Origin of the sequence: Xenorhabdus sp. NBAII XenSa04 (assembly GCF_963866145.1) — a bacterium.
Classification (GTDB): domain Bacteria; phylum Pseudomonadota; class Gammaproteobacteria; order Enterobacterales; family Enterobacteriaceae; genus Xenorhabdus; species Xenorhabdus indica.
This window is the reverse complement of record NZ_CAWMEB010000431.1, coordinates 1-25,866: the sequence shown is the minus strand read 5'-3', so window position 1 is coordinate 25,866 and position 25,866 is coordinate 1. Positions and strand designations below refer to the sequence as shown.

The 25,866-nt window shown below is 35.6% G+C and carries 19 protein-coding genes; 13 read left to right on the top strand and 6 right to left on the bottom strand.

Going from position 1 to position 25,866, the window contains the following annotated elements; all coding sequences use genetic code 11:
• Positions 1-126: 126 nt before the first annotated feature.
• Positions 127-1,056: an endonuclease gene (locus tag AAC147_RS18290; RefSeq protein ID WP_187649928.1), complete on the bottom strand. Its 930-nt coding sequence runs from the start codon at positions 1,054-1,056 to the stop codon at positions 127-129.
• Positions 1,057-1,399: 343 nt separating this feature from the next.
• Here AAC147_RS18290 and AAC147_RS18285 point away from each other — a divergent pair, with 343 nt between their 5' ends.
• The 7 genes from AAC147_RS18285 to AAC147_RS18255 all read left to right on the top strand — a co-directional run bounded on the left by AAC147_RS18285 (position 1,400) and on the right by AAC147_RS18255 (position 13,675).
• On the top strand, positions 1,400-1,588 hold the full coding sequence (locus tag AAC147_RS18285) for a hypothetical protein (RefSeq protein ID WP_047683557.1): 189 nt from the start codon (positions 1,400-1,402) through the stop codon (positions 1,586-1,588).
• Positions 1,589-2,273: 685 nt separating this feature from the next.
• A complete protein-coding gene (locus tag AAC147_RS18280; RefSeq protein WP_052189639.1) occupies positions 2,274-3,125 on the top strand; it encodes a hypothetical protein in 852 nt (283 codons plus the stop codon).
• A 198-nt stretch (positions 3,126-3,323) separates the two neighbouring features.
• A complete protein-coding gene (locus tag AAC147_RS18275) occupies positions 3,324-4,358 on the top strand; it encodes a hypothetical protein (protein WP_047683554.1) in 1,035 nt (344 codons plus the stop codon).
• Positions 4,359-4,716: 358 nt separating this feature from the next.
• Positions 4,717-7,911: an inverse autotransporter beta domain-containing protein gene (locus AAC147_RS18270; protein ID WP_052189637.1), complete on the top strand. Its 3,195-nt coding sequence runs from the start codon at positions 4,717-4,719 to the stop codon at positions 7,909-7,911.
• Positions 7,912-8,607: 696 nt separating this feature from the next.
• The gene (locus AAC147_RS18265) at positions 8,608-10,311 is read left to right on the top strand and encodes a hypothetical protein (protein WP_047683550.1); all 1,704 of its coding nucleotides are present in this window, start codon (positions 8,608-8,610) and stop codon (positions 10,309-10,311) included.
• 327 nt (positions 10,312-10,638) lie between these two features.
• A complete protein-coding gene (locus AAC147_RS18260; RefSeq protein ID WP_156115389.1) occupies positions 10,639-11,919 on the top strand; it encodes a hypothetical protein in 1,281 nt (426 codons plus the stop codon).
• A gap of 118 nt (positions 11,920-12,037) precedes the next feature.
• Positions 12,038-13,675, top strand: coding sequence for a hypothetical protein (locus tag AAC147_RS18255; RefSeq protein WP_047683545.1), 1,638 nt, complete (start codon positions 12,038-12,040; stop codon positions 13,673-13,675).
• 330 nt (positions 13,676-14,005) lie between these two features.
• Here the strand turns inward: AAC147_RS18255 and AAC147_RS18250 are convergent, their stop codons facing one another.
• The 5 genes from AAC147_RS18250 to adiA form a co-directional block, all read right to left on the bottom strand.
• Positions 14,006-14,395, bottom strand: a complete 390-nt coding sequence (locus AAC147_RS18250) for a hypothetical protein (RefSeq protein WP_047683542.1) — start codon at positions 14,393-14,395, stop codon at positions 14,006-14,008.
• Between the two features lie 147 nt (positions 14,396-14,542).
• The gene (locus AAC147_RS18245) at positions 14,543-14,980 is read right to left on the bottom strand and encodes a universal stress protein (RefSeq protein WP_047683539.1); all 438 of its coding nucleotides are present in this window, start codon (positions 14,978-14,980) and stop codon (positions 14,543-14,545) included.
• Positions 14,981-15,135: 155 nt separating this feature from the next.
• A complete protein-coding gene (locus AAC147_RS18240) occupies positions 15,136-15,564 on the bottom strand; it encodes a universal stress protein (RefSeq protein WP_047683536.1) in 429 nt (142 codons plus the stop codon).
• A 318-nt stretch (positions 15,565-15,882) separates the two neighbouring features.
• Positions 15,883-17,211, bottom strand: a complete 1,329-nt coding sequence (gene adiC / locus AAC147_RS18235) for an arginine/agmatine antiporter (protein WP_047683533.1) — start codon at positions 17,209-17,211, stop codon at positions 15,883-15,885.
• 3 nt (positions 17,212-17,214) lie between these two features.
• A complete protein-coding gene (adiA, locus tag AAC147_RS18230; RefSeq protein ID WP_047683530.1) occupies positions 17,215-19,497 on the bottom strand; it encodes an arginine decarboxylase in 2,283 nt (760 codons plus the stop codon).
• Positions 19,498-20,258: 761 nt separating this feature from the next.
• Between adiA and AAC147_RS18225 the strand changes: the two genes are divergently transcribed.
• The 6 genes from AAC147_RS18225 (at position 20,259) to pgsA (ending at position 25,701) form a co-directional block, all read left to right on the top strand.
• Positions 20,259-21,044 carry a thioesterase II family protein gene (locus AAC147_RS18225; RefSeq protein WP_052189636.1) on the top strand — a complete coding sequence of 262 codons (786 nt, stop codon included), beginning with the start codon at positions 20,259-20,261 and terminating at the stop codon, positions 21,042-21,044.
• A 329-nt stretch (positions 21,045-21,373) separates the two neighbouring features.
• Positions 21,374-21,730, top strand: a complete 357-nt coding sequence (locus AAC147_RS18220; protein ID WP_047683527.1) for a hypothetical protein — start codon at positions 21,374-21,376, stop codon at positions 21,728-21,730.
• A gap of 141 nt (positions 21,731-21,871) precedes the next feature.
• On the top strand, positions 21,872-22,273 hold the full coding sequence (locus tag AAC147_RS18215) for a GFA family protein (protein ID WP_047683525.1): 402 nt from the start codon (positions 21,872-21,874) through the stop codon (positions 22,271-22,273).
• Between the two features lie 308 nt (positions 22,274-22,581).
• On the top strand, positions 22,582-23,241 hold the full coding sequence (uvrY, locus tag AAC147_RS18210) for a UvrY/SirA/GacA family response regulator transcription factor (protein ID WP_047683523.1): 660 nt from the start codon (positions 22,582-22,584) through the stop codon (positions 23,239-23,241).
• A 22-nt stretch (positions 23,242-23,263) separates the two neighbouring features.
• A complete protein-coding gene (gene uvrC / locus AAC147_RS18205; protein ID WP_047683521.1) occupies positions 23,264-25,096 on the top strand; it encodes an excinuclease ABC subunit UvrC in 1,833 nt (610 codons plus the stop codon).
• A 56-nt stretch (positions 25,097-25,152) separates the two neighbouring features.
• Positions 25,153-25,701, top strand: a complete 549-nt coding sequence (gene pgsA / locus AAC147_RS18200; protein WP_047683519.1) for a CDP-diacylglycerol--glycerol-3-phosphate 3-phosphatidyltransferase — start codon at positions 25,153-25,155, stop codon at positions 25,699-25,701.
• Positions 25,702-25,866: the final 165 nt, after the last annotated feature.

The following is a 25,866-nucleotide window of genomic DNA, read 5'->3' as shown; positions in this document are numbered from 1 at the left end:
GTATAATGACAATTTTTTATTCATGACAAGGTAGCAATTTAAACTTTACTGAAACATTTTTTAACTTTTTATTGATAAAATAATAAACCAATGAAAGCCATAAAATAACAGACCAGAATATTTTAGTTATTTTTTACAATTACCTGCCAAATAATACCCGGCCTTCTGAGCTTCAAATTCCGAACGAAAATAAACAGCATTTTTATCAGCTACTGTCTTATATCCTGAGCAATGTGCAAAATGATAAATTTGGCTGTTTTTATTGCCTTTAATTATTTCACTTTGAGTAACTTTCGTCGTTGATTTTTTAACTGAAACCGGCTCAGTAATTGATTGGTATGAATTTAAATTTTGACTATTATTTTGCCTATTAATCCTTTGACCTGAATCTTTGTGCCCTAATTGCCATTTTTTACTTCCTGTAACAAATGGGTTATGGTGCCCCATAATACGGGCGATTCGATTATCCCGCTCCTGCTCCCAGGCTTCTACCGGATATTGGCGATCCCATGCCATCATTAATTGCTGTTGCTGACGTGACATCGTTAAATTATAGCGATCATGCATATAAAAATAGACTCTGGCGACCATCCCTTTCACTTTGTCACGCGGTTCAAAAAGGCGTAATTTGAAATCCACTTTGCTGCTACAAGCACCGTACATATTAGGCAAATTTTGGGAAGCCATTCCATAACTTAAATTACTGCGATCTCCATTAACTTCACCAATGGAAGGTGCCAGATTGTGCATATCCGATTCTATCGCGCGAAATACCGGATCATTTTCAATACAATTTTTTCTTCCGCCATTCTGCCAACATTGTCTCTGATGGCCAAATACCCACGCTGGTACAATATGTTCCCACTCGATACGCTCAGCACGAGTTTGTTGTGCTCTGACTTGATAATGACAAGAGGCCAGATCAACACGCCCACCACTTTTACCTACCCATTGCCAATTACAGCCACAATACAAAGTACCAATACCTGATTTTTCTTGCCCGTCATAAACATATTTTCGTGATTCTATTTTAGCCTGTTCAAAGTTGGCCGGCATACTCCATGCGCTAAAAGATGCAATGAATGCCAAAAATAAAAGATAATTTGTCCAAAGGCGAAATTTATTGTTCAAAATAATACCTATTCACTTGTTGTATCACACCAATCTGGTATCCTGCCTGATCAGGCAAATAAATGATACATATTATTTGTTGAATTTCTCTTAAATGACTACTGTAGGATCAGTTTGCTAACTTAGTTTGTTTAAATCAATATCACTTAATTCATGCAATAAGTTAATTTATTGCACCTTTAAAGACTCAAATATTCTGTTTATTAAGCCATTGAATTCTATTTATTTGAGTAAAATTAAATCAACTTTACGATATTTAATAAAATAAATGACGATCAATACTAAATTTGAACAGCTTGAACACGAGCTACTGGATGTTGTGAAAAAATACACAGAAAATGAAGAGGTTACTATCAATACTATTCATACTTCAGAAAATCATTTACAAATTCAGGTTATCATTGCAGGTAAAAATCAGCTAGATATTACTTTAAATTCATTTTCTGATGAACTATAACCCTGTCCTATGTTTAAAAAACAAACACAAAAAACCATCTATTTTTCTAATGGTTCTTTGTGTTTTATTATTAACACTCACCGCGTTTCTTTTTGGGTGAGAAATGGCTAATGATAGCTTTTGAAATTCTTTAATCAGGAATTTATTATTCCTTTTTCAAGAATTAATTTCCAAAAAATTGTTACATGCATTCATTTTACTTTATTATCATCACGCCTTTTTTCCTATTGAATAAAATCATCTTTTTATAAAAATCAAATTAGAAAAGAATTAAATTCATATTACATATAAAAACATTAATCATGGTTTATAGTTTAAAATATTTCTTTATCGAAAGAAATATTTTAAACCAATAAAAATAAGTTATTGGCTGATAAAAAAAAGTGATTTGAAATAATCAAATAAAAAACACACCTTATACAAACCACAATCACTCTAAATTTAAATTTCATTAAAGAGGAAACAATCAAAAATAAAATCACATACAAATTCAGGAGGGGTAAAATCATAATAATATCAAATAATTATAACAACATGACCACTTAAATAATGCAGTCAACCTAAAACAATTTATAGTAGCCACATATTATTATCTAAGTCATAGGTTATAAGATACTTTAGATCTCAAAAACCATCATTAACCCCCTTATTAACTCTGTAAAATTATAGATAGGGCAATAATAATATGAAAAAAATAATTTTACTTACCAAAATATTTCTACTCAGCTTTTTTATTCCTATTGTTAATGCTGATCCAAATCATAATGGTTACGATGTTGCCAACAAAATAACTCAAAGGTACTTTGATAATCAAAAATATTGTGGAGATGACGGTCTTCCTGCATTTTTATGTTCAGGAGTTTTACTGAGAGGAACCGTTGCTTCGGATAAATATCACTCATGGAATCCAAGCCCACATTCCCAGGAAAGTGGCGGTGTTTCATTCTCCTATTTGAGACATGATGTTAAGGATCTTGAATTAGCCAGTAATCACGAAAATGGTTATATTTTTTCTCCATACATTGAAAATCCTGCTGATAAAGTTCGCCCCGAAATTCTTTGCTATTTTCCCATTGACGGAGATACGGTAAACAGAAGTGACAAAGGATGTGGTCCTGATTCAGGAAATCCAAACAGCATTCCTTGCCAACAACAGGGCATTACCACAGCAGAACAGTGGGTCAATCATTATAGAAATGTTGTTCACTCCAGCCGCTTCGCCCAATGTGGTTTTGATGTCACAGGAACAGGAAGCGCAGATGCATTTATGCAAGGAATTAAAGTTCGCTCACTGATTCAGTTACCATTAAATAACGAACTCATTTTGGCTACCTGGCCCCAAAATATCCCGGATAAATTACCTATCGAAGCCTTCTTTTATCGTGATGAAGGGTTAAATAGCGCACAACATGATCAAAGAGATTTTTATCAGGTTACAGGGGTAATCATACCAATAATACAGATGACACTCCCTTCTGATAACAATCAAGGTATTAGCTTTAGCTATAATCCAGAAGATCAGGCTATTAATCCTTAGAATTAACAAGTTGAAATTAAGTACATCTAATTAAAAACAACAAAAATTATATCTTCATGCAAGATAAATTTTGAATAAAAAACCTAAGGGGCTATATAGAAAATCAACATATAAAAAACCAACAAAATTTCACATTAAATAATGTAGAAAGTACAACAATCAAACTAATATTTACATAACAGAAACAAGAGGTATTCAATGAAAAGTTTATATGATGTAACACTTGCTCCACCTACTTTTCCACAAGCAGATGAAACGGGCACTATCTATATACATAATCTCCAAGCAATGGAAAATGAATTCATAATAATGTATGTACCACACTACCCTGATGCTGATGTTGGGGATGAAATAATTGGCTATCTTTGTTTTCATGGTGATTGTTCAAATAGTGAAAATGGTGCTGTTATAAAATCATCGTCATATTATATGACGCCTGATAGGGTAGATCTTCCCCCATATGTCTTATTATTTCATATAAACGAAATTTCTATATATGGTAAATTTCAAGCTCATTATAAAGTAATCAGTCGTGGAAATGTTAATGAGTCACAAAGAGTAAATATAAATCTTGCATATTCGGATATATCCAGCTTGTCAAACTATATTCCCAGAGCACCTGAAGCGACAGGAAATCAAGGTAATTTACTGACAAAAGATGATTATTATAGGTTAGATCAATTGAGAATAGATGTGCCAGTTTATGATGGAATGGCTTCTGGGCAGATAGTCAATGTACAATGGCAAGGTCGTAAAGGTATTATATACTCAACACTACCTCAGACAGTATATGAAGCCATGCCGATGATATTCTATATTCCCCGTATGGAGTTCATTGATACAATTGGCAATACAGCAAAAGTACAATTTAAGGTAGAGAAATTAGTCAATAATACTGCTACGTATTCAGGAATTTTACATCTTGAAATTGCAGGACAAGAGCTTAATTTACCGGCACCCACCCTTTTCTACCGTGGTGATGGCACTATTCATGTTATAATAGAATATTCTGGTATGTCATTTGATCAAACAGTGGAAATCCGTGCGGTAGGTAAAACAGAGCTACAGACCCATTATAAACAGGTTGATGATCAAAACCAAATGGCAGTACCGCTACCCACTGATTGGATAGAAGAAAATCGAGGGCATCTGGTATTGATTGATTACGCAGTCGGTAGTATGTATCCCGGAAGGGAATATAGTTTTTCTCGTGTATTACGACAAATTCTATAAAACAAAATTCTGTGAAATAGAAGTTCTTTAACTTCTGACAAACCTCGTTGGATTAAACGAGGTTTTTTTGCATTTTTAACTGAAAACTATCTTCTGATAACCATAGCTAACAATATATTTTTTATTAATAGTACCTTAATGGAACTTTTTTTGACCATTAAGTCAGGGTGTAATCCATGAAAATAGAAACCATCGATTTGAGTGCCGTAACAAATTGGATTCATCTTTTTGGCAGATTTCTTGTCAAAATTAAAATACTTAACTAATATCAAACATAAATATATTAAATTATTTAATGGATAAAAATACAGTTAAGACATTTCTAATTCTAATATCAAAATCTCTAAGGTGCTTATATATGCTATCATATATTGGTAAATTCATTATTCTTCTCTCTGTACTTTATACATTACTGATACCATCTGCGATAATAAACGCCTTTGCTGATGAAAATCTAACAATTGAAAATTCTCTTCCCCAAGAAAGGGAGAGAAAAGATAACTTAACTATCCGTGTTAACGAATCAAATAAAAAAAATGATATACAGAAAGCAGATAACATTTCAGAAACAGAATTACCTGTTTTTTTTACAAAAAATATCCAGACAGTAGGTAATATACTGTCATCATCCTCTTCTGAACTAGTTGAAAAAGCTAAATCTTATGCCTTAGGTAAATTTAACAGTACCATTGCCTCCGAAGCCCAAAAATGGTTATCTCAATTTGGTACAGCAAAAATTAACTTTGGCCTTGATAGAAAAGGTAAATTAGAAAATAACTCATTAGATCTGTTATTACCCCTTTACGATAATAAAACGGATTGGCTCCTCTTTTCCCAATTAGGTTATCGCAATAAAGACAGCCGGAATACAGTTAACCTTGGTTTGGGAGGACGCTATTTTTATCAAAACTGGATGTATGGCCTGAATACATTTTATGACCATGACCTCACAGGTAAAAACAAGCGAATAGGATTTGGAGGAGAAATTTGGGGTGACTATATCAAACTTTCTGCCAACACTTATCGTCGCTTAAGCGACTGGCAGATTTCACGGAATTTTGAAGAACACCATGAACGCCCCGCCAATGGTTATGACATCAATGGAGAGTTCTTTCTGCCTGCCTACCCTAATTTAGGGGGCAAACTGTCTTATGAACAATATTTCGGCGAAAACGTAACCTTATTCAATCGGCATACCAAACAGAAAAACCCCAGTCTGGTTAAACTAGGAGTGACTTATACCCCAATCCCGTTGATAACAATGGGTGTGGATTATAGACAAGGTGAAGGTGGTCGCTCTGAAACGCAATTTTTGGCGAATCTAAATTATAGGCTGGGAGTTCCTTTGGGCACTCAGTTATCACCAGAGAATGTAGCTGCTATGCGTACATTGGCAGGAAGCCGTTATGAATTGGTCGAAAGAAATAACAATATTGTACTTGACCATAAAAAAATCCCGATTGCTCAATTTTCTGTTCCAGAAACGATTGTGGGTTATAGCCATATGCAAAAAAACATTTCAGCTATATTCCCTGCTGATGCATCTATTAAACAGGTCCACTGGGCTATCAATGAAGAAAAAATATTTGAAAGCAAAAATGGAAAACTTTCTTCCAAGGTAGGTAAATCTATTCAGATTACATTACCGAAATTTTCACTTGATGAAAAAAATAATTATTCTATTTATGTTTTTGCTGAATTAACTAATGGTAAAAAAATAGGACCTAAGCAGATACAAGCTCTTGTCATGCCTTTTATGGTTAAAAAATGGAAAGAAGGAGAGCCTGTTTACATTATTCCAGAAAGAACTTCAAGAGATGATGGTAAGGCAACTTATATTCTTAAGCCTGTAATGACTTTTGATACAGAAATAGGAGCTCCAGTTCCTTGCGCTATTATTGAAAATTATCAATGGGCGACAGAGCCACATAATGCTCTGGAGATTAAAATTGAAAAAGGCACAGCATCAGACGATTGCCCGAATATTGATAATTCTAAAAGCTCAGGAGATAAAATTCCTCTTACAACTGATAAACATGGGCGTATCACACAAAAAGTGACCTTAACTAGTGATAAAAATATTGGTAATGTAAATGTTTACCTGACAACAGATGGTGTACGTAAATCAATAGGAAAGATAGGGCATGAAGAAGGCAAAAAACCAACCATTCAGAGTATGACATTAGAACCATCAAATGGGTCTGTTCTTCCTGGTGGTTCATATAAAATTATAGCAACCATATCAGGTACGGATGATAAAAACAAAATCCCAGTTAAATGGAAACTCATGAAACCACAAAATGCAGGTCTATCGCTATCACCTTCAGAAGAAACCACAACTGTATCGAATGAAAAATTAACAGCAACATTGACAAGCAGTTCACAGAATACTCCCCCAGGCACTGTTGCTGAGGTGTGTTTGACTATTAACGGAGAACCTGAATCTCAAAAAACACATAAATGTATAGAAGTTAAATTTAAATCTCCGCCGGTGGATTTTGATATAGCATGGGTCAAACCGATCAATTTTGATAAAGATAAACCATTACTTGGTGATGGAAGTAGTGCATATACATTTGAAGCATTGATTGTTAAAAAAGGCACAGCAGGAACAACAAATGAGCCAATTGAAGGAAATACTTTCAGTAATGTATTATGGACTACAGAACCTGATCAGAAAAGTATTCATCAATTGCAGTTACATTCTACAGCTAACAGTATGACTACCGGGACTAAAAAAGATAATAAACCTGGAATCTTAACAATTACGTTAACAAGTAAAGTCGGGATTGGGTATATTTCAGCTTACAATAGTGATTCAAGTAAGGTTGGTCCTGGTGTTAACGTGACACTAACCATGCAAGATCCAAAAGGGCTTCCTGTTCACAAAACTTCCGCACATGTTATTTTCAAACCTAAAGATGAGCCAGCAGGAATACTTCTTTATAATGTACTTAGTGACAACCAAGAACCACAGAAAAAAATATTAACTCAGGACGGAAGACCACATAGTGCTTTCCCATCTATTGCAGGACAATTGATTAAATTAAATTCAGGCGATTTTGTGTCTACCGACAATGATTATGTGGGATATGATATTGATGGAGGTCATGACCTCTATTCTATTATTATAGATGGAAACGGGAAAATGCGTTTTTTATCTCCAGGTAATCCAGTAATAACCTTATTTATTACAAAACCCAATAAATCACAACACGCATATAAGTATATCGCAGACATAAAAAAATATTATGCAATAGAAGATACTACTATGAGGTCTTGGAATGATAATCCATCTTGTAAAAATTTTAATGAAGAAAATGTTACTTTAGAAGATATAACTCATATTCTTGGCGATGAGTATGGAAAAAATAAGCTTTATGATTGGGGACTGCTAGGTGGTAATACTCAGAATAAGGATAATGCAAAGATTTTGGTGACAAAAAAGAGTGTTTCTGATGAGGATGAATATGGAGTATATGATCTTATTTCTGGTAAATTCATTTCAAATAAAAATACATTAGGATTCTTATTATGTATTAGAAAACCATAAGATTGAAGTTATCACTGAAATATATGGAAATATTCAACTTCTATAACTGTCTATACCAATCTAACTTCAAGATGCGTGTGATTTCTCCCCCGCGAAGCGGGGAGAAATCAGGTTTCATATAGTGTTGTAAATTCAACTTGAAGTTTAATACGTATAAATGCTCACGTTTAACATAAAATAGCAATTACATAAAATCGGGTACAGGATCTTATACGGATTCAGTTCAACATGATGTTTCAGATAGATCTTTATCATCTTATCTGTTAACTATATACCTTTCATAAATAGTGAGAGTATTAATCCGCGGGGTATTTAGCTCGGGTTTCTTGCGGCTACAAGCCGCATGAAACCTAGATTCCTAAACAAGGTAAATTGCCACTCCGTTAATATCAGTATTTTGTGTTTCCTTACTCCGCGTGGGGTAAGGAACACTCTTATCATTTTGGAAAGCTATTTAGTCACAACAGTATTTATTGCGTTAATCCAACGTTTTTATCGTGATAAAATAAAGTTATCAACTGATAACTTATTTTCATTATACATATTTATGGTAAATGCATTATGATTGTTTAAATTTCTATTTGAAAATTTTTATTCTTTATAACTATTATAGTTTGTCTATGTTAACTATAGGGTTTTATATAAAACACATACAAAAAATAATATTAGCATAAATATAATTTATTGGAGTTATATATGAATATTGAAAATGAATTATTACAAAAGAAGAAACCTGATCTGGTTATCGTTCCATCAATAGCTAGTGGTTCAGATGTGCTTCCTGGGCAATTCCTTTCTGTGACTATAACGTTAACATCGGCTTCTGTACTTCCTGATACAATCAATGTAAAGATTATAGAAGATACTAATCATACTGTATCGTTAATTGATCAATCTAAGTGGAATACTATAGATCAATATTCTGGCAGTGTGACAGTTAAACTACAAATTGATGAGAGCTTAACACAAGAAAAGACTGCTACTTATACAATAGCACCTATCGCAGTTGGTGTTGCTTTGCCCGAAGCTCAGCCACAATCAGTTAGTTATAATGTTAAACAACTGAATGGTCGCTTTATTGAATTTAGCCCCGAAGAAAAATATATTCCGACTCCAGTTCAGGAAAACAGTATTAGTTCTGCCAGGAGTCAATATATTACACTTTCAACCACACTCAACGATATAAAGGGTGCAGCAATCAAAAATCTGGAAATTTTGGTATCAACGGATACTTTAGAAAGATTAGGACGAGTTTCCCTTGCCACAGACGAACAGGCCCCTAAACTTATCACACCCCAAATGATTTATGGTAAAGGGGCTTTTTACATTAAAAGCGATGACAAAGGAAAAATTAGTTTTCGGGTATACCCTAAACAGCATCAACCAGTACGGCTTGATTTAGATGCCGAAGTTGTAGGTCCTATTTCACCCCGAACTGCAAGTACTATTTATGTTGTCAATTTAACTCGCTATCTGCCAACAATGGCTTATCCTAATATCTTAGAAGCCGGTGAAGGTGGAGTGCTTACACAAGATTTAGGAGGTTCAAACAAATTTCATGTTGAGATTCAATCCTATCCTAACTACCAAGATACTGATAATATTATCTTCTTTATTAAAGACATGGAGACACATCAAGTTAAACAGTTAGGTAAAATACGTAAACTTAAGAGCATAACTAATCTGGATAGTTATCGTTTTTCATTCCCTTATGATGATTTAATGCTTAATCGAGACGAGTCTATATATTATGTTATTGCACCAATGAAAGGTGAACTACAGTATTCTGATATGGCGGGTTTAACTTATGTTGGAAACTCGGAATCTTCTCCGCTTGAAAATATTTCCCGAGTTTACGATGAGGCAAAAGTTTTTTCCAGTTACGCGAATGCTAATATTAATGTCTATACTGATAACGCAGATGAATTAGTTGATGGGGATGACATCATAATAACTACCATCAACCAACAAAAACAATATATTGGTGATGGGAGTGGAGAGGGTGTAACCGGTTTATATGTGACCGTATTCGGAACCAATGATTCAAATAATACTAAATTACCAAAACTTGGATCATCAGGGCATGTTAATTTGTATATTACTTCACCTACTTCCCGGAAAAATCAGCAAAAATATCCTTTTACGTTACCATCTCAAGTTGATCAAGGGCAACCGACATCACACATTATGGTTTCTATACCTTATTGCGATCTCAACCGTGTAGCAGGGCCTCATTTGGGAGGAACGGGTTCACTATATTTTGATTATTATACTGAAGATGCTTCTGGTACTAAGACATACAGTAAAGTGTGGCGAGCTAATATTGATACAGTATATCCAGAACAAGCAGAAGATGATAATGATGGTTGCCCTCCTTTGCCGACAGAACAGCGAAATTAACAGACGACTATCAGTGATGAAGTTCAGAGCAAACTCATTACAAGGAAATAATGGTTTATTTTTTACATGTGGTTAATTTAAGTTGAATTTGAATATGTTTAATGTATTATGAATATATTAAATCATTTCCTTGTAATAGACATAAATTAATACACATCTAGATATCCATAAATATAATCGGTTAATTTTTATACCTACAAGATAATTTAATAAAATATAGTTATTCATATTTTATTACTCTATATTACAATATGATTTTTAATTCATTATAATTGAGACTTCTTATCAAGTAGTTAAACTAATATTGATATTAAGAGAGGCTATAAAATGAAAAGAAATATATCAATAGATGAAAACACGATATCGATGTTTTTTGAAAAGGAATTTATGCAAGTGCCAGATAGAGATAATTCATTATCAGAAAGTAAATATATTAGAGCAATAGCATTGATTAGAGATAAGGAAGGTATCACATTACCTAATATTTCTGTTGCTATTTTAGAAACAAAATATACTAATTTTGATGATGTTAACCTTTATGCTGCTGATAAAAAAACTCCTTTGAAAATACAAAATATTGACACTAAGTCTCGCGGTTTCTTTATTGACTCAGATGATAACGGGAAATTGATTTTTTATATTTACCCTAAAAAATTAACATCATTAGTGTTTCAAGTTGAATCTTGTGTATCAGGGTTAACGGGACACGTGATATCAAAAAACAAGATATTTATAATTGATAATAATAAAGTAGATCATGAGCTTCCACCTATTGATATTGAAGGAAATGGCGAATATTTTCAAGGGGATCCTGAAACAAGTTATTTTAATATGCTCATTCCTTCTTATTTTGACGCTAAAGTTCATGATACCATTCTGTTTTTTGTTGATAATACATACACTTATCAATCAATTTCCGTAGATAACCTAGATGATTTAGGTAATAGTTATAAGTCATTGCCATATAATATTTTCCCTGTTAATAAAAAAGTTAGTTTTTTTTACACTATTGTTGATCATTTAGGTAATTCTAGATCTTCAGATGAATTAACCATATATTATAGAGGGGGAGGAAAAAATAAACCATTAGACGATTTGGAAAGAACATATAGTGCATGTAAAGTTTACAATAGTTATGGTGTTTCTAGTGCTAATCTTCTTGTAAATAGTATAAATAGTAGGATACATGAAGTTGATGTGAAAAATCGTTGTAATAATGAACATCATGAGGGATTGTTCGTTCAGATAGAAGGAACAAATGATCCTACAGATAAAACAAAAGTTCCAGTAGGTGCTGAAGTAACATTATATTTATATATTAACTCGGTTAGGTATCAAATTTCACAAAATTATCAGTCGGCAAAAAAAATAATGGAACTTCAAAAAGGAATTTATGGTGATAATAAAATAACTTTCGGCATTCCCTTTAAATATGTTGGACATATCTTTAGTGGACAAATTTATTTAGATTATAAAGTCAATTATTATGGAGATATTTACTACGGGAAAATATGGGAATCACAAATTAATACAATCCTTCCTGGAGGAGATGCTCATCCAGATAATGATAATTGTCCAGATGAAAAAACTTGGTCTGGTATATGGTAGAATGGTTTTTATTAGTGAAATATCCTTTATGGATAGGTCATGATTTATCATTATTAACTTTAATATAAAAATTATATTTCATAAAGGCGATTTATATATGATTTATATGAGGTGAAATATGTTTAAAGCAGAAAAATTAATATTTGATGATAGTATTGATTTAATTTTATCTGTAAAAAATGGAGCTGATGTTGTTATTGGTCAGAAATTTTACCTTGAAATTTTAATTAGTTCAAAGAATAAAATTCCAGACTCATTAAATATAGAAATAGAAAATCAGAAAGGATTTGAACATATAGAAAATATTCGTAGTTTTAGTTTGTCAAAAGATAAAAAATCAGCCAAAATGGTAGCTTATTGTATTGTTGGAGGTATTGACTTATTAAGTCCAGGTGATGAAATTTCCTTTACTCTTTCAGGCATTGAAAGAGTAGTAAAATATTATGCAAAGAATTTAATTAAACATACTATCCAATTGTATAAAGACAAAAAAATATGTATAACACCAAGTGGGCATAATCAATTGTCTAATAATAGTGATCATTATGTTAAATATTATACCAGATTATTTGATACTCGTGGTCAGTTATTGAGAAATACCCCTATTCAGATTTTTTCTGAAATTAAAGATCATATAGAAAAAAAAGTCATTATTACTACTGATCCTAGAGACTCAACACAGATACCTCAACGTATAATACCATTTATTCATGATGATAAAATTGAGGTAACAGTTACTAGTGATAACGAGGGAAGAATTAGGTTTAGAGTTTATGCAATGCGAAACAAGCCTGTTATTTTGGAGCTTATCAGTAAAATGGAAGGAGTTGGATATCAATATTATTCTGGTAATATATATATCATTACATCTTCACCTATAAAAGAAGAATATTTACTCGATGAACCATATATTTTTGAACTTTCTGGAGAAGTATTAAGCGGAAATGGCAGGAAATTATTTGAGGTTCAAATCAGCTCTTATACTAATTCATCAATAACAGATAGTGTGTTATTCTTTACTAAGAGCAAACCGGATGGTTCATTAGATCCTGAAGGGTTAGTTTTACCTGTAAAAAAAATTTCCGATGCTTCTAATCCAGGTGAAAATAATTACATTTTTAGAATGCCAAGAGATATTTTTCCATTTAAAAAAAATTCAGAATTTTACTATGTGATTGCTCCTATGAATGGAATAAGTCAGTATTCTGGTAAGAGAACTGTCAGATATATAGGTAATGAAATTAATGCGCCTAATAAGGATGTGAAGAGGACGTACAATATACCTACTATATTTTCAAGTTTTGCGGATATTAATAATGATCCCAAACTTGAAAATTCAGAGCAATATATCATTCTAAATAATGAAAACGTGAATTTAGAGAAGATATCTAACTATCCTGTCAGTGGATATGAATTGTATGTAAAAATTTTGGGGACTAATGACGATAATGATCCTTCTTATCCTATTTGGGGGGAAAATGTTTATTTAAGATTATATGTTAAATCGAACAATAAAAATTTTAATCAAACATTAAAATTCATAGTTTCTAATGAACCTGATAAAATAAAAGGAAAAACTTCCTCTATCATTGTAAAGTTTAAATATCCCGAATTTAATGAGATTAAATCTGATCCTAACAATGGTGCTCCAGGTGTTATTTATTTTGAATATTATACAATTGACCCATCTACTCAAGAAAAAACGTATAGCCATTACTGGAAAAGTATGATTGATACAGATAGTTATGAAAAATAATTGTTTGAAGTTAATTAATTATAAGCATATTTTTTCTTATATATCAAATGGTTATCTGTTATAATATAGTATTAAGATTTTAGCGGTAAGGCATGGATAAAATTGATATTTATTATCTATTGCCACAAATCATAAAGTGTCAAAAGGCATAGCAAAGAAACTCTTCTGTTATCATTGCTATGCCTACAATAAGGTATTTCAATTAAAATAATCTACCAGAACCTGCGAACCACTCAATCAGTTTAAAACCATATCAGTTACTGTTAGCCATTGAATACCACATGAGAATGTTATATATGCCATGGATCATTGAGAGTATAATAAATAACACTATTTCCTAGATCCTAAATCATCATCCTGTTCACTGCCGCTAATTTTTCTGTTTAACTCATAGCAACGTATTATTTTACTTTCGTTAATCAAGAATCTGGCAAATACTTCAAATTCAACATATTCACCATCCTTTTTTATTGCTTTTACTATATGGTGTGTATGGACATTATTTTCTTTTTCCGCAATGGATAAAATATTGACCTTCGTACTTATCAAAGTTTCTTTTAATAAATTTATGTGAGAAATAAAATCATTAAAATTAAGTTCATTACCATTTACTACTTGAACATAATTCTTGGGAAAATATTCCTCAATGGTTGAATTATTAACATCATTATTTTCTAGTATACGTTTTAAAGAATTTATCACTATATTAGAATAAGACAAAATATATCCTCCATAAAAAAGAAAATAGTGGTTACAGCCCCGTTAATGATGATGATCTTTGAAAATTACTAGAGTAATCACCCAACAGATAAAAATTCTGCTGGGTATATAGTATTTTAATATCCGCTAATACCAAAATAGGTTAGGTTAGCGAACGACTAATACAGAAATATTTGCATACCCTACGATACCCGATGCATTCGAACCCAGCAGGTGGGTTGAGATATCAGGTCTTCGCGAACCGACGACAATCAGGTCGGCATCAATCTCACGGGCAGTAGAAAGCACTTTGTCACGTGGAGAACCAAAGGCAACAGAGTACGAAACTCTATCCTTCGGCAAATTGATTTTTTCTACCACTTTTTTGAGTTCCTCTTCGGAATTTGCAATGGCTTTTTTCGCAAAGGCGCTCAGTAAATCATAATGATAGCTATAGCTTACAGAAAATCTCGAAATATCAGGAACTGAGTGAAAAAGATGCACTTTTGCATCAGAGATTTTTGCCAAAAATTCCGCATGCTTAAGCGCATTGTCAGTCAGATGATCTTCAGCAATATCTATTGGAACTAAAATCATTTTATACATATTTACTCCCCTGTAATCGAATATATACCCATTGTCTCTCAAATTACGCTTTATCAGCAATCTATTGAAATAGATAGGGTATAGCCGCTAACCATTACGTTTTAACCATCAATAAAACCACAACAAAAACCGATAATAATTATCAATGCGAATAACTATCTCACAACCAATACAGATGTTTTCGCATATCTGACAACTGCCGCAGAGTTAGAACCTAATAAATGGGTAGTAATATTCGGCCGCCTTGAGCCAATCACTATCAGATCAGCTTCGATTTCATCTGCTGTAGAGGTGATTTCGTCTCTCGGTGAGCCAAAAGCAATTGAATAACTGATACGATCATTCGGCAAATCAATGGAAGCAGCCAACTTACTCAAATCTTCTTCAGCCTTAATCGTCGCTTTGTCTTTAATTTCCATGTACCCTAATGCATAAGCATTAATAATCGCGGATGAAATAGGTAATACATGTAAAATATGCAACTTAGCACCTGTTTCTCTGGCAATGTTAAGCGCGCAGTGAACAGCCTTGCTTGTCAGTTCATCTTCAGAGATATCTACTGGTAATAAAATAGTTCTGTACATATGCACGCTCCTATTATTTAACTACCTAAAATTAACTGATTCTCCAAGTATATTAAGCTCCAGAATAACTTACTGTGAGTTGTCTAACAACTCAACATCTTAGCGCTTATCCAAACCAATAAACAGGGGTTTAACCTGACAAAATCACAAGCATAACAATTTGTTTTAAATTAAAAACATTGGGAGATTATGGCGGCACATCAAAAAAGTCTGGTACACAAATTTTAATCTGTGATGTATTGAAAAATTGGTTCAATCGCAAAAATTAACATAAAAAAGCGCTGAATATCAGCGCATTATAATAAGATAAAGATCGCATTAATCTTTTTTTTCTAACGGGAATGGAGCTGGATGCTTTGCGTTGTAGTTAAAGGTATACATGGCTGTTATAACCATCATTACCACCAGCGTCCAAACTACTTCTTTTGCACCTGTCCCCAATACGGCCCAAATGCAATAAATAAAGGCAATGAAGGTGATCACAATATAACGCGTTTTTTCCTGTCCAAAGTGACCATGACCAAGCAGCAGCAAGGCCGCACAAGTGTACAAATAAGGTATTAGGGTAAAAATCACTGATACGGATGAAACCAGGCTGAATTCTTTCGCCGCATCAGGAGAGATGCTACTGAACTGCACAATCGTCATCAAAACACCCAAAATTAATAATCCATCCACAGGCGTTCCGGCCTTGTTCACTTTGGCAAAAATTTTAGGGAATAAACCATCATCTGCCGCAGCTTTTGCTGTCTGCCCGGCAAGCAATGTCCAACCGCCTAATGATCCTAAACATCCGGCTGCTGCACAAAATGCGACTATTGCACCGGCAGTATCGCCCAGTGCCAGACGTGCCGCATCACCAAACGGAGAAGATGAAACGACTAATGTTGCGTTGGGGATCATCCCCATAATGACACTGCTGGACAACACATAACACACAGCAGCAATCAATACACCGCCGATAGTCGCAATCGGCACGTTCCGCTTTGGATTTTTGACGACTCCCGCGGCAACTGAGGCACTTTCAACACCAATAAAAGACCATAATGTCACGTTTAAGGTGCTTTGAATGGCACTAATAGTATCTAATCCACTGACATTCCAGGCATTCATGTAGGTTGAGCCACTAAACCAGAACCAGCCAAATACAGCAACTGCGACAATCGGGATCAGGGCGAGTGTTGTAGCCACGGCCTGTACTCTGGTTATGACATGCGGGCCGATAATATTCAAAAACACAAAAATCCACAGTATCGCTATACAGGTGAATGTAGAAATGATTGGATCTTTTAGGATAGGGAAAAAATAACTGATGTAACCTACCCCAATCACGACCATAGCAATATTCCCAATCCAACAGGCCAGCCAGTAAAGTACGTTGGTCTGATAACCTAAAAATGGCCCAAAAGCCCGTCTGGCATAGGCATAAGAACCACCTGGGCTATCATCCAATGAAGACATCTTGGCATATACCATAGATAGCCCGACCGCACCAATGATGGTTACCAGCCATCCCAGGATAGCAATCCCTCCCGTCGCTGCCAAGCTCGCCGGTAGCAGGAAAACTCCCGATCCCATGATGTTCCCCGCTACCATCAGCGTAACGGGGATTAAACCCACTTTTTTGGTGTCTGCAATCGTAGCCATAGTTTATTTTCCCTTACGCTTAATACACATGACATGATAAATACCATCAATAATCTCCGTTCCTTCTGTTTCATGCTCAAAGCCAGGGAATTCACGATCCCATTTTTGCAACGCATGCAAGTAACCAATTTGCGGGCTGTTTTTGTCACCGAAGTTTTCCCCTGACATCAACATGGGAATGCCGGGTGGATAAGGAATAATTGAGTTCGCCGCAATGCGGTGAGGAAGTTTATCGAGTGCCACCAATTCCACATTATTGGTCACAATCGCCTGATAAGCCGTTCGTGGTGTCATATCAACTTCAGGTAACGCAGCATAAGCCTGATTCAGTTTTTCACCCGGATTATTCTTATATAAGTAAGCGAACATTTTATCGCCTAAATCTTTTACTCCTAACTTGCCATACACTTCTTGATGTTCGTTCACCAAGTCAGGTAATACTTTACTCATAGGTGTATTCGCATCGTAGTGATGTTTGAAAGACAATAAGGTATTCAGCAAAGTCCCCCATTTCCCTTTGGTAATTCCCATTGAGAACAGGAACATGATTTGAAAATCAGTCGTGCGCGTCGGGACAATACCATGTTGACTTAACCATGCCGTCACTAACGCTGCTGGTACACCCTGTTTTAATAACTTACCATTATCTCCCATACCCGGTGTCAGGATGCTGACTTTGATAGGATCAAGCATACTCCAGTCATTGGGCAAATCCTCAAACCCATGCCAACTATCACCCGGATCCATCGTCCAGCAGCTTTGTTCTTTGGTCAGTAACTCTTTTGGGGCATCAGCAAAAGCAATTTTCTTACCAGTCGCAGGATCTGTTACTTTTTCCTGATTCCAGGGCTTAAAGAACCAATCGCCCTTTTTACCAAAATCCCGATACAAGTGCGCCAATGCCTGACGAAAATCGACCGCTTCCTCAATCACTTCCTGTGTCAAAGAATAACCACTGTTACCATCCATCATTGAGACAGCAACGTCATTTGAAGCACAGATCGCATACAAAGGTGATGTTGTCGCATGCATCATATAAGCTTGATTAAATCTTGAAAAATCAATCGGATTGCGGCCATCACGTACATGAATGAAAGAAGCTTGCGAAAGGGCATTCAATAACTTATGAGATGAATGAGTGGCAAAAACAGTTGGCCCTTTATGCTTTTTAGGATCACCCCGCATGGCATAATGATCATGATAGATAGGATTAAAACGGGCATAACCATACCATGCTTCATCGAAATGTATTCTATCGACACTTTTATCCAGCAGGTTTTGTACATGTTTGGCGTTATAACAAACACCATCATAAGTACAATTCGTCACAACGGAATAAACGGGTTTTTGCTTCACTTTATCTTTGGTTAGTGGGCTCTGTTTCAGTTTTCTCTGGAGTGTCTTCGTCTCCATTTCCTGCGGATAAATGGGGCCAATAATGCCATATCGGTTACGGCTCGGCAGCATATAGACAGGCTTTGCCCCTGTTAAAATAAGCCCCTGCTCAATGGATTTATGACAATTACGGTCGATGATAACGATGTCATCTTCTGTCATACAGGCTTGCATTATCGTACGGTTAGAGCCTGATGTACCGACAACAACAGAATAAGAATGGTCTGCACCAAATACTCTGGCAGCGTTTTTTTCACTCTCGCCAAACGCCCCACTGTGATCCAACAGCGACCCCAGTGAAGATCGCTCAATTCCCATATCCGTACGAAAAAGATTCTCTCCGTAGTAATCATGATAAATGCGACCAACAGGTGTTTTATTAAACCCAACACCACCCTGATGCCCTGGCGCTGCCCAGGAATATTCATAGACTTTTCTGTAATTCATCAAAGCTGACATCAATGGCGGTAATAATTGTTGGCGATAACGGTGCATGGCTGCAATAGCCCTACCGGCAATAAAATCTGAGGAATCTTCAAGTATCCAGGCAAATTCGGCTAATTGTTCCAACATCTCATGATTCAATAAAAATACCGTTTTTTCCCGATCGCTTAATAGAAATACCGGTACATTTTCTTGACGCTCAAACAGTTTATTCAGTAATTTTTGGATTTGCTGAAATAAGTCATCATCCATCAATGCACAACTTACCATTAAACAATCAAACGACTCGTTGGCTGCAATTATCGTATAACTGTCATCAAAAGAGTCTGCAATAACAACGTCAACGTCCCGTTCAATTAATTTATCTGCCAAGCGATGCACTGCATTTTCGATATAGTAGCTATAATGCCTTGTACCCACTTCGTTTTTTGCTATCAATACCTTCATGATGTTTTCCTATCAAAATGACAAATGAACTGAGTGTTACCTGGCGCTTGCCATAGAATGATTAACATAATCAGGAAAATTACACGGTTATCACTGCTATAACATTGCATCAAAATTATTTTTCACAGTACTGTATGAGTCGTAACATGAATATCGATTATTTGATAACATTAACTAACTATTTGCGAGAATATAAATTTCCAGCTTAAAATCACATTGATTAAATATAGTGGTTATTTTTGATTGTGCAATCCAACGATAGTTATACTTGAGGGAGAATCAGACATTGGAAGTAGCGCAAGGGGCCATCAGTTATATACAAAGTTTAGTGACGAATAACAGCGATAAAATGGTATACCTGTTTACACACGACCGTACGCTACAATCACTGATATGGCAGCTAAAAGGAGGTAATTTACGGGAAGATACAACACAATATCATCGCCAAAATTATCATCGCTAAAATTATAGTTATTCAATGATTGATATTACAAAAAAGCATATCAATGTGGTTAACTGGGGTATTGCAACCCAGTTAGCAAGAATATAAAAGATAATATATTCAATAGGATAATCCCAAAACTACCTTTTCTGTCTCATTTCATAAAATCTTATTACCATAATAAAAAATCCCAAAAAGAATTATATTTTAATATTGGATAGAATGCTCCAGGGACGATAGCATTCTACTAATGAGAAATCAGAAATAATCAAATCTGCTTATTTTAATCTACCTAAAAAAATAATAATGGGATCCGATTGTGAACAAAGACTACTCCCCTTGTTTTATTAAACTAAACCATGTTTTTAATCCAGAAATCAGGATATTTTGTTTTCCTTATGCCGGAGGCGGTAGCTCAACTTTTGTTCCTTTTGCCAGAAAAATCAGAGCAAACGTAGAATTTTTAGTTATTCAACCACCAGGTAAGGGAGCAAGATTCAAGGAAAAGCCTTATGACGATATGAAAAGCCTGATTGAAGACTTATATGTCAATATTAAGCCACTATTGAATGTACCGTACATCTTTTTAGGACACAGTTTAGGCAGCCGGATAGCTTTTGAACTGTTAAGAAAAATCGATGCAGAATCATTACCGTTACCCATTGAATTTATCGCCTCAGGTAGCAGAGGGCCGCAAGTTTCCGCCATCCGAAAACCAATAAGTGCTCTAGAAGATAAAGAGTTTACTATTGCATTGCAGGAATTTGGGCGTGTTAATCAAGAGATTATTGATAATGATGAATTACTTTCACTGATTTTACCTGCCATAAAGGCTGATTTTAAAATATCAGAAGAGTATTACTATTCCGGTACAGCATCTTTGGCTTGCCCTCTAACGGTATTCGGCGGAACAAATGATGCTCTGGTAGCAGAGCAAGAACTTTATTCCTGGCTTGATTTTTTCGAGCAGGATAAAAAAGTCATCATTTTTGAAGGTAGCCACTTCTTTATTGATGATAATAATGACCCGGTTATCGATGCTGTAGCAAATATCCTTGAATTAAAATTATCCAGACGGCCATACACACTCCTGTCAAGTGCTTAACTAATACTCTATAAAAGAACAAATTCCTGGTCACATATTAGTCTATGTTTCTGGGATTTTGTTCTATTGCCGCCGTGATGAAACTTGAAGCTTATTAGGCATATTATAAGAGGCTCAAGGCTATTTTTCGAATCACATGAAAATTATCTATATTTTTGTAATGATGAGAAAACAAATAAACCCTTCTTCTATTTTTCCTTTCAGAAAAAGGAAATTTAAACAATGAAAGAATAAAAATAATATTAAACAGTCTATAATATTTTTACTGGCGAGTTTACTTAGATAATCATCATTGAAAAGATAAAAGATTTATTGGTGGAGGTCTCAGCATGGAGAAATTTACTGACAAATTAATCAGTCTGGATCGTTTTCTTTTACGACTCTTACGTTTCTTTCTTCATGCTCTTATCATTTTTTTAATCGGTATTATTCCTGGAGTATTAGGCTTTTTCCTGATTGAAAACCATGCTATTCCTGATGCGCTTTTAAATTCTATTTCAATGATTGGAACGCAAAGCCTACATATTGAGCCAACCAGTACACTGGGAAAATATTTTGCGGCTGTTTATGGCTTATTTCTACAAGCGATCTTTTTCATTGCTGTCGGATTGGTGGTTACACCATTTGTTCATCGTATATTACATAGCTGGCATATTGATGATGAAGACGAAGATAAAAAGAAATAATTCATCATTCTTACTTTATGCCGCACCTAACCAGCAGATTATTGTGATAAATGTGACAATTACGACAAAACAAAATAGCTCTTCCCCAATCATATTTGTATAAAATTTCAAATAATCATCTCAAATATATAAGGCAGAATAATGAATAAAGGCAATTGCTTGTGTGGTGCAGTAGAAATAAAAACTAACCAAAGTATTGAAAATATCAATGCCTGCCACTGTGAAACATGCCAGAAATGGAATGGAGGCCCGTTTTTAGCTGTAGATTGCAAAAACGATTTGCAAATAGCGGGTAATGAGAATGTTTCAATCTATCCATCTTCAGAGTGGGCAGAGCGGGCTTTCTGTAAAAACTGTGGAACTCACCTCTTTTACCATCTGCATCAACCTGGTACTTATATCGTCCCAGTTGCGCTATTTGAAAATAGTAACTCAGGAAAATTATCTAAACAGATCTTTGTCGACAGCAAACCCGGCTATTACAACTTTGTTGAAAAAACACCAATGTTGACTAAGCAAGATATTCTTAACTTATTTAAATAACCATTAGCATGAGGGGAAATTCCCCTCGTTGCATTTTTCAGGACAAACAAGCTTTATAACAAATACGTCTCATAAAAAATAATTGCTTTTACATTTACTCTATTGATATGTAACAATTTTATTTCTGTTTTACACTAATCCCAGTATAATATAGTCTTTATCAAGAACAATTTAATTTGATTTGAGCGTCAGAGTAACTCTATGTCGAATTATATTATAAAAATCATAAAGATAAATTCAGTTCATCCATTGGGATTTTCTTAATTTGTCACTATTTTCAGTAGGTATTACGTTGGTGGAGAAGTTGTTTGATTAATGTTTTATTAGTTGATGATCACGAACTAGTTCGCATTGGCGTGAAAGGCATACTTGATGACGTACGGGGAATTAAAGTTATAGGAGAAGCCAGTAGCGGAGAAGATGCCGTTAAATGGTGCAGGTCAAACAACACGGATGTCGTTATGATGGATATGGGAATGCCGGGAATAGGAGGCCTTGAAGCCGCGAAAAAAATCATTCGCTATTCACCGGATACCCGCGTAATTATGTTGACTATCCACACAGACAGCTCCCTGCCGACAAAAGTGATGCAGGCCGGAGTCAGAGGATATTTGAGTAAAGCAGCAACGCCTCAGGATATGATCAACGCTATCCGAACAGTTTATGCAGGGCAACGCTATATCTCTCCTGATATTGCCCAACGGATGGCACTCGATCAGCTATCCCCGCAAAAAGAGAACCCGTTGGATGAACTGTCTGAGCGAGAGCTCCAAATTATGACAATGATAACTCAGGGTAAAAAGGTGAATGAGATATCGACGTTACTCAACCTCAGTCCGAAAACAGTAAACAGCTACCGCTATAGGATGTTTAACAAATTGAATATCAAGGGTGATGTAGAATTAACTCATATAGCAATACGCTATGGTTTGCTTGATGCACCCAATATGATAAATCATAGTGGATGATAACAGTGATGGGTGGTAAATCGTGGCAGAGCAATTTGATTCAAAGGCATTTTTAAAAACAGTAACCAGTCAACCAGGTGTCTATCGAATGTATGATACCACTGGCACGGTGATTTATGTCGGTAAAGCCAAGGATCTGAAAAAGCGGCTATCCAGCTATTTTCGTGCACAAGTGGGCAGCCGCAAAACAGAATCGCTGGTGAAAAATATCGCCCAAATCGATGTCACCATAACCCATACAGAGACAGAAGCACTTCTACTTGAACACAACTACATCAAACTTTATCAGCCTCGCTACAATGTATTACTGCGGGACGATAAGTCTTACCCGTATATTTTCTTAAGTGGTGATATACACCCTCGTCTGGCTATATACCGTGGTGCCAAACATGCTAAGGGGGAATATTTTGGGCCATTTCCAAATTCCCATGCAGTACGTGACACATTAGCACTTTTGCAAAAATTATTTCCCATTCGCCAATGTGAAGACAGCGTATACCACAATCGTTCCAGGCCCTGCCTGCAATACCAGATTGGCCGCTGCCTTGCCCCTTGTGTCAAAGGATTTGTGACAGATGAAGAGTATCAGCAGCAGGTAGAATACGTCCGCCTGTTTCTGTCCGGCAAAGACCAGCAGGTACTGACCAAGCTGATTAAAAGAATGGAAGATGCAAGCAAACAACTTAACTTTGAAGATGCAGCACGTTATCGTGATCAGATTCAAGCTGTCCGGCAAGTTACTGAACGGCAGTTCGTCTCTGGTGGAGAAGATGATCTGGATGCTATCAGTGTTGCTTTTGACGCCGGTATGGCATGTGTGCATGTTTTATTCATTCGTCAGGGCAAAATTTTGGGTAGCCGTAGTTACTATCCCAAAATCCCAATCGATACTAAATTAGATGAAGTAGTACAAACTTTCCTTGGTCAGTTTTACCTTCAGGGCAGCCAGAACAGAACATTACCAACAGAGATTTTGTTGGACTTCTCATTACCGGAGAAAGAATTACTGGAAAGTTCCCTTTCTTCCTTATCCGGCAGAAAAGTTCATATTCAACCGCGCCCAAGAGGTGACAGAGCCCGCTACCTCAAACTGGCACGCACCAATGCAGCCACAGCATTAACCAGTAAACTTTCTCAGCAATCGACAATTCACCAACGCCTGGCCGCACTTGCTGAATTTGCAGGCATTGAAAAAATTCACAGAATGGAGTGCTTCGACATTAGCCATACTATGGGTGAACAAACTGTTGCATCCTGTGTTGTATTCGATAGCAATGGCCCTGTACGTTCTGAATATCGTCGCTATAACATAACGGGAATAACAGCAGGAGATGACTATGCTGCAATGAATCAGGTTTTGCGTCGTCGATACAGCAAAGCAATTGATTCAGCCAAAATCCCTGACATTATCTTTATAGACGGCGGCAAAGGACAGCTAACGCAAGCAATAGAAGTTTTTCGCTCATTAAATGTCGAATGGGATAAAGAACATCCCAAACTGATTGGTGTAGCAAAAGGGAGTGACCGTAAAGCAGGTTTGGAAACTCTATTTTTCACAGTAGAAAGCGAAGGCATAGCTCTTCCTCCTGACTCTCCGGCATTACACGTCATTCAACACATTCGTGATGAATCTCATAACCATGCTATAACAGGTCATCGTCAACGTCGGGAAAAAATGAAAAAGACCAGCACACTGGAATCTATAGAAGGAATTGGGCCAAAACGTCGACAAATGCTGTTAAAATATATGGGAGGATTACAGCCCTTACGCAACGCAAGTGTAGAAGAGATCGCAAAAGTGCCTTCTATCTCTTATTCACTGGCAGAAAAAATCTATAATGCGTTGAAACACTAAGAGTATTGATGCACCATACTAATAAACTTTACATGGCCAGATAGTTACTAAGCATTATGCAATTAAATATTCCAACATGGCTTACCCTGTTTCGTATTGCCTTAATCCCGTTTTTTGTTTTGGCGTTTTATCTGCCTTTCCAATGGGCACCGATGTTATGCGCCATCATCTTTATTATCGCTGCTGCGACAGATTGGTTTGATGGTTTTCTTGCCCGCTTATGGAAACAGACAACACGTTTTGGTGCATTTCTCGATCCAGTTGCAGATAAAGTAATGGTTGCTACCGCATTGGTATTGATAACTGAATATTATCACACCTGGTGGATAACCTTACCGACAGCAACAATGATTGCACGAGAGATCATTATCTCTTCCCTTCGGGAATGGATGGCTGAACTGGGAAAACGCAGCAGTGTAGCAGTTTCCTGGATGGGAAAATTCAAAACAACCGCACAGATGGCTGCATTGGTTGCTTTATTATGGCGTCCTAATGTTGAATTAGAAGTTAGTGGATTCATCTTATTATACGCTGCAGCAATCTTAACATTCTGGTCAATGTTTCAATATTTGAGCGCGGCATGGGGTGACTTGCGTGAAACCTGATCTAAATGACGCAAAAATCACCGAACGAACCGATTTTATAAATAATTGTGTTGACTCATTTCGTGAAATAAGTAGAATGCAACGCATCGAACGGCACATGAGGTTTACAAAATAAATTAAGTAAATCAAGCGGTTCGGAGGAAAGGCGGGAATAGCTCAGTTGGT

Coding starts and splice junctions, on each gene's coding strand:
- AAC147_RS18290 (WP_187649928.1), bottom strand. CDS start 1,056: ATGCCGGCCAACTTTGAACAGGCTAAAATAGAATCACGAAAATATGTT.
- AAC147_RS18285 (WP_047683557.1), top strand. CDS start 1,400: ATGACGATCAATACTAAATTTGAACAGCTTGAACACGAGCTACTGGAT.
- AAC147_RS18280 (WP_052189639.1), top strand. CDS start 2,274: ATGAAAAAAATAATTTTACTTACCAAAATATTTCTACTCAGCTTTTTT.
- AAC147_RS18275 (WP_047683554.1), top strand. CDS start 3,324: ATGAAAAGTTTATATGATGTAACACTTGCTCCACCTACTTTTCCACAA.
- AAC147_RS18270 (WP_052189637.1), top strand. CDS start 4,717: ATGCTATCATATATTGGTAAATTCATTATTCTTCTCTCTGTACTTTAT.
- AAC147_RS18265 (WP_047683550.1), top strand. CDS start 8,608: ATGAATATTGAAAATGAATTATTACAAAAGAAGAAACCTGATCTGGTT.
- AAC147_RS18260 (WP_156115389.1), top strand. CDS start 10,639: ATGAAAAGAAATATATCAATAGATGAAAACACGATATCGATGTTTTTT.
- AAC147_RS18255 (WP_047683545.1), top strand. CDS start 12,038: ATGTTTAAAGCAGAAAAATTAATATTTGATGATAGTATTGATTTAATT.
- AAC147_RS18245 (WP_047683539.1), bottom strand. CDS start 14,980: ATGTATAAAATGATTTTAGTTCCAATAGATATTGCTGAAGATCATCTG.
- AAC147_RS18240 (WP_047683536.1), bottom strand. CDS start 15,564: ATGTACAGAACTATTTTATTACCAGTAGATATCTCTGAAGATGAACTG.
- adiC (WP_047683533.1), bottom strand. CDS start 17,211: ATGGCTACGATTGCAGACACCAAAAAAGTGGGTTTAATCCCCGTTACG.
- adiA (WP_047683530.1), bottom strand. CDS start 19,497: ATGAAGGTATTGATAGCAAAAAACGAAGTGGGTACAAGGCATTATAGC.
- AAC147_RS18220 (WP_047683527.1), top strand. CDS start 21,374: ATGGAGAAATTTACTGACAAATTAATCAGTCTGGATCGTTTTCTTTTA.
- AAC147_RS18215 (WP_047683525.1), top strand. CDS start 21,872: ATGAATAAAGGCAATTGCTTGTGTGGTGCAGTAGAAATAAAAACTAAC.
- pgsA (WP_047683519.1), top strand. CDS start 25,153: ATGCAATTAAATATTCCAACATGGCTTACCCTGTTTCGTATTGCCTTA.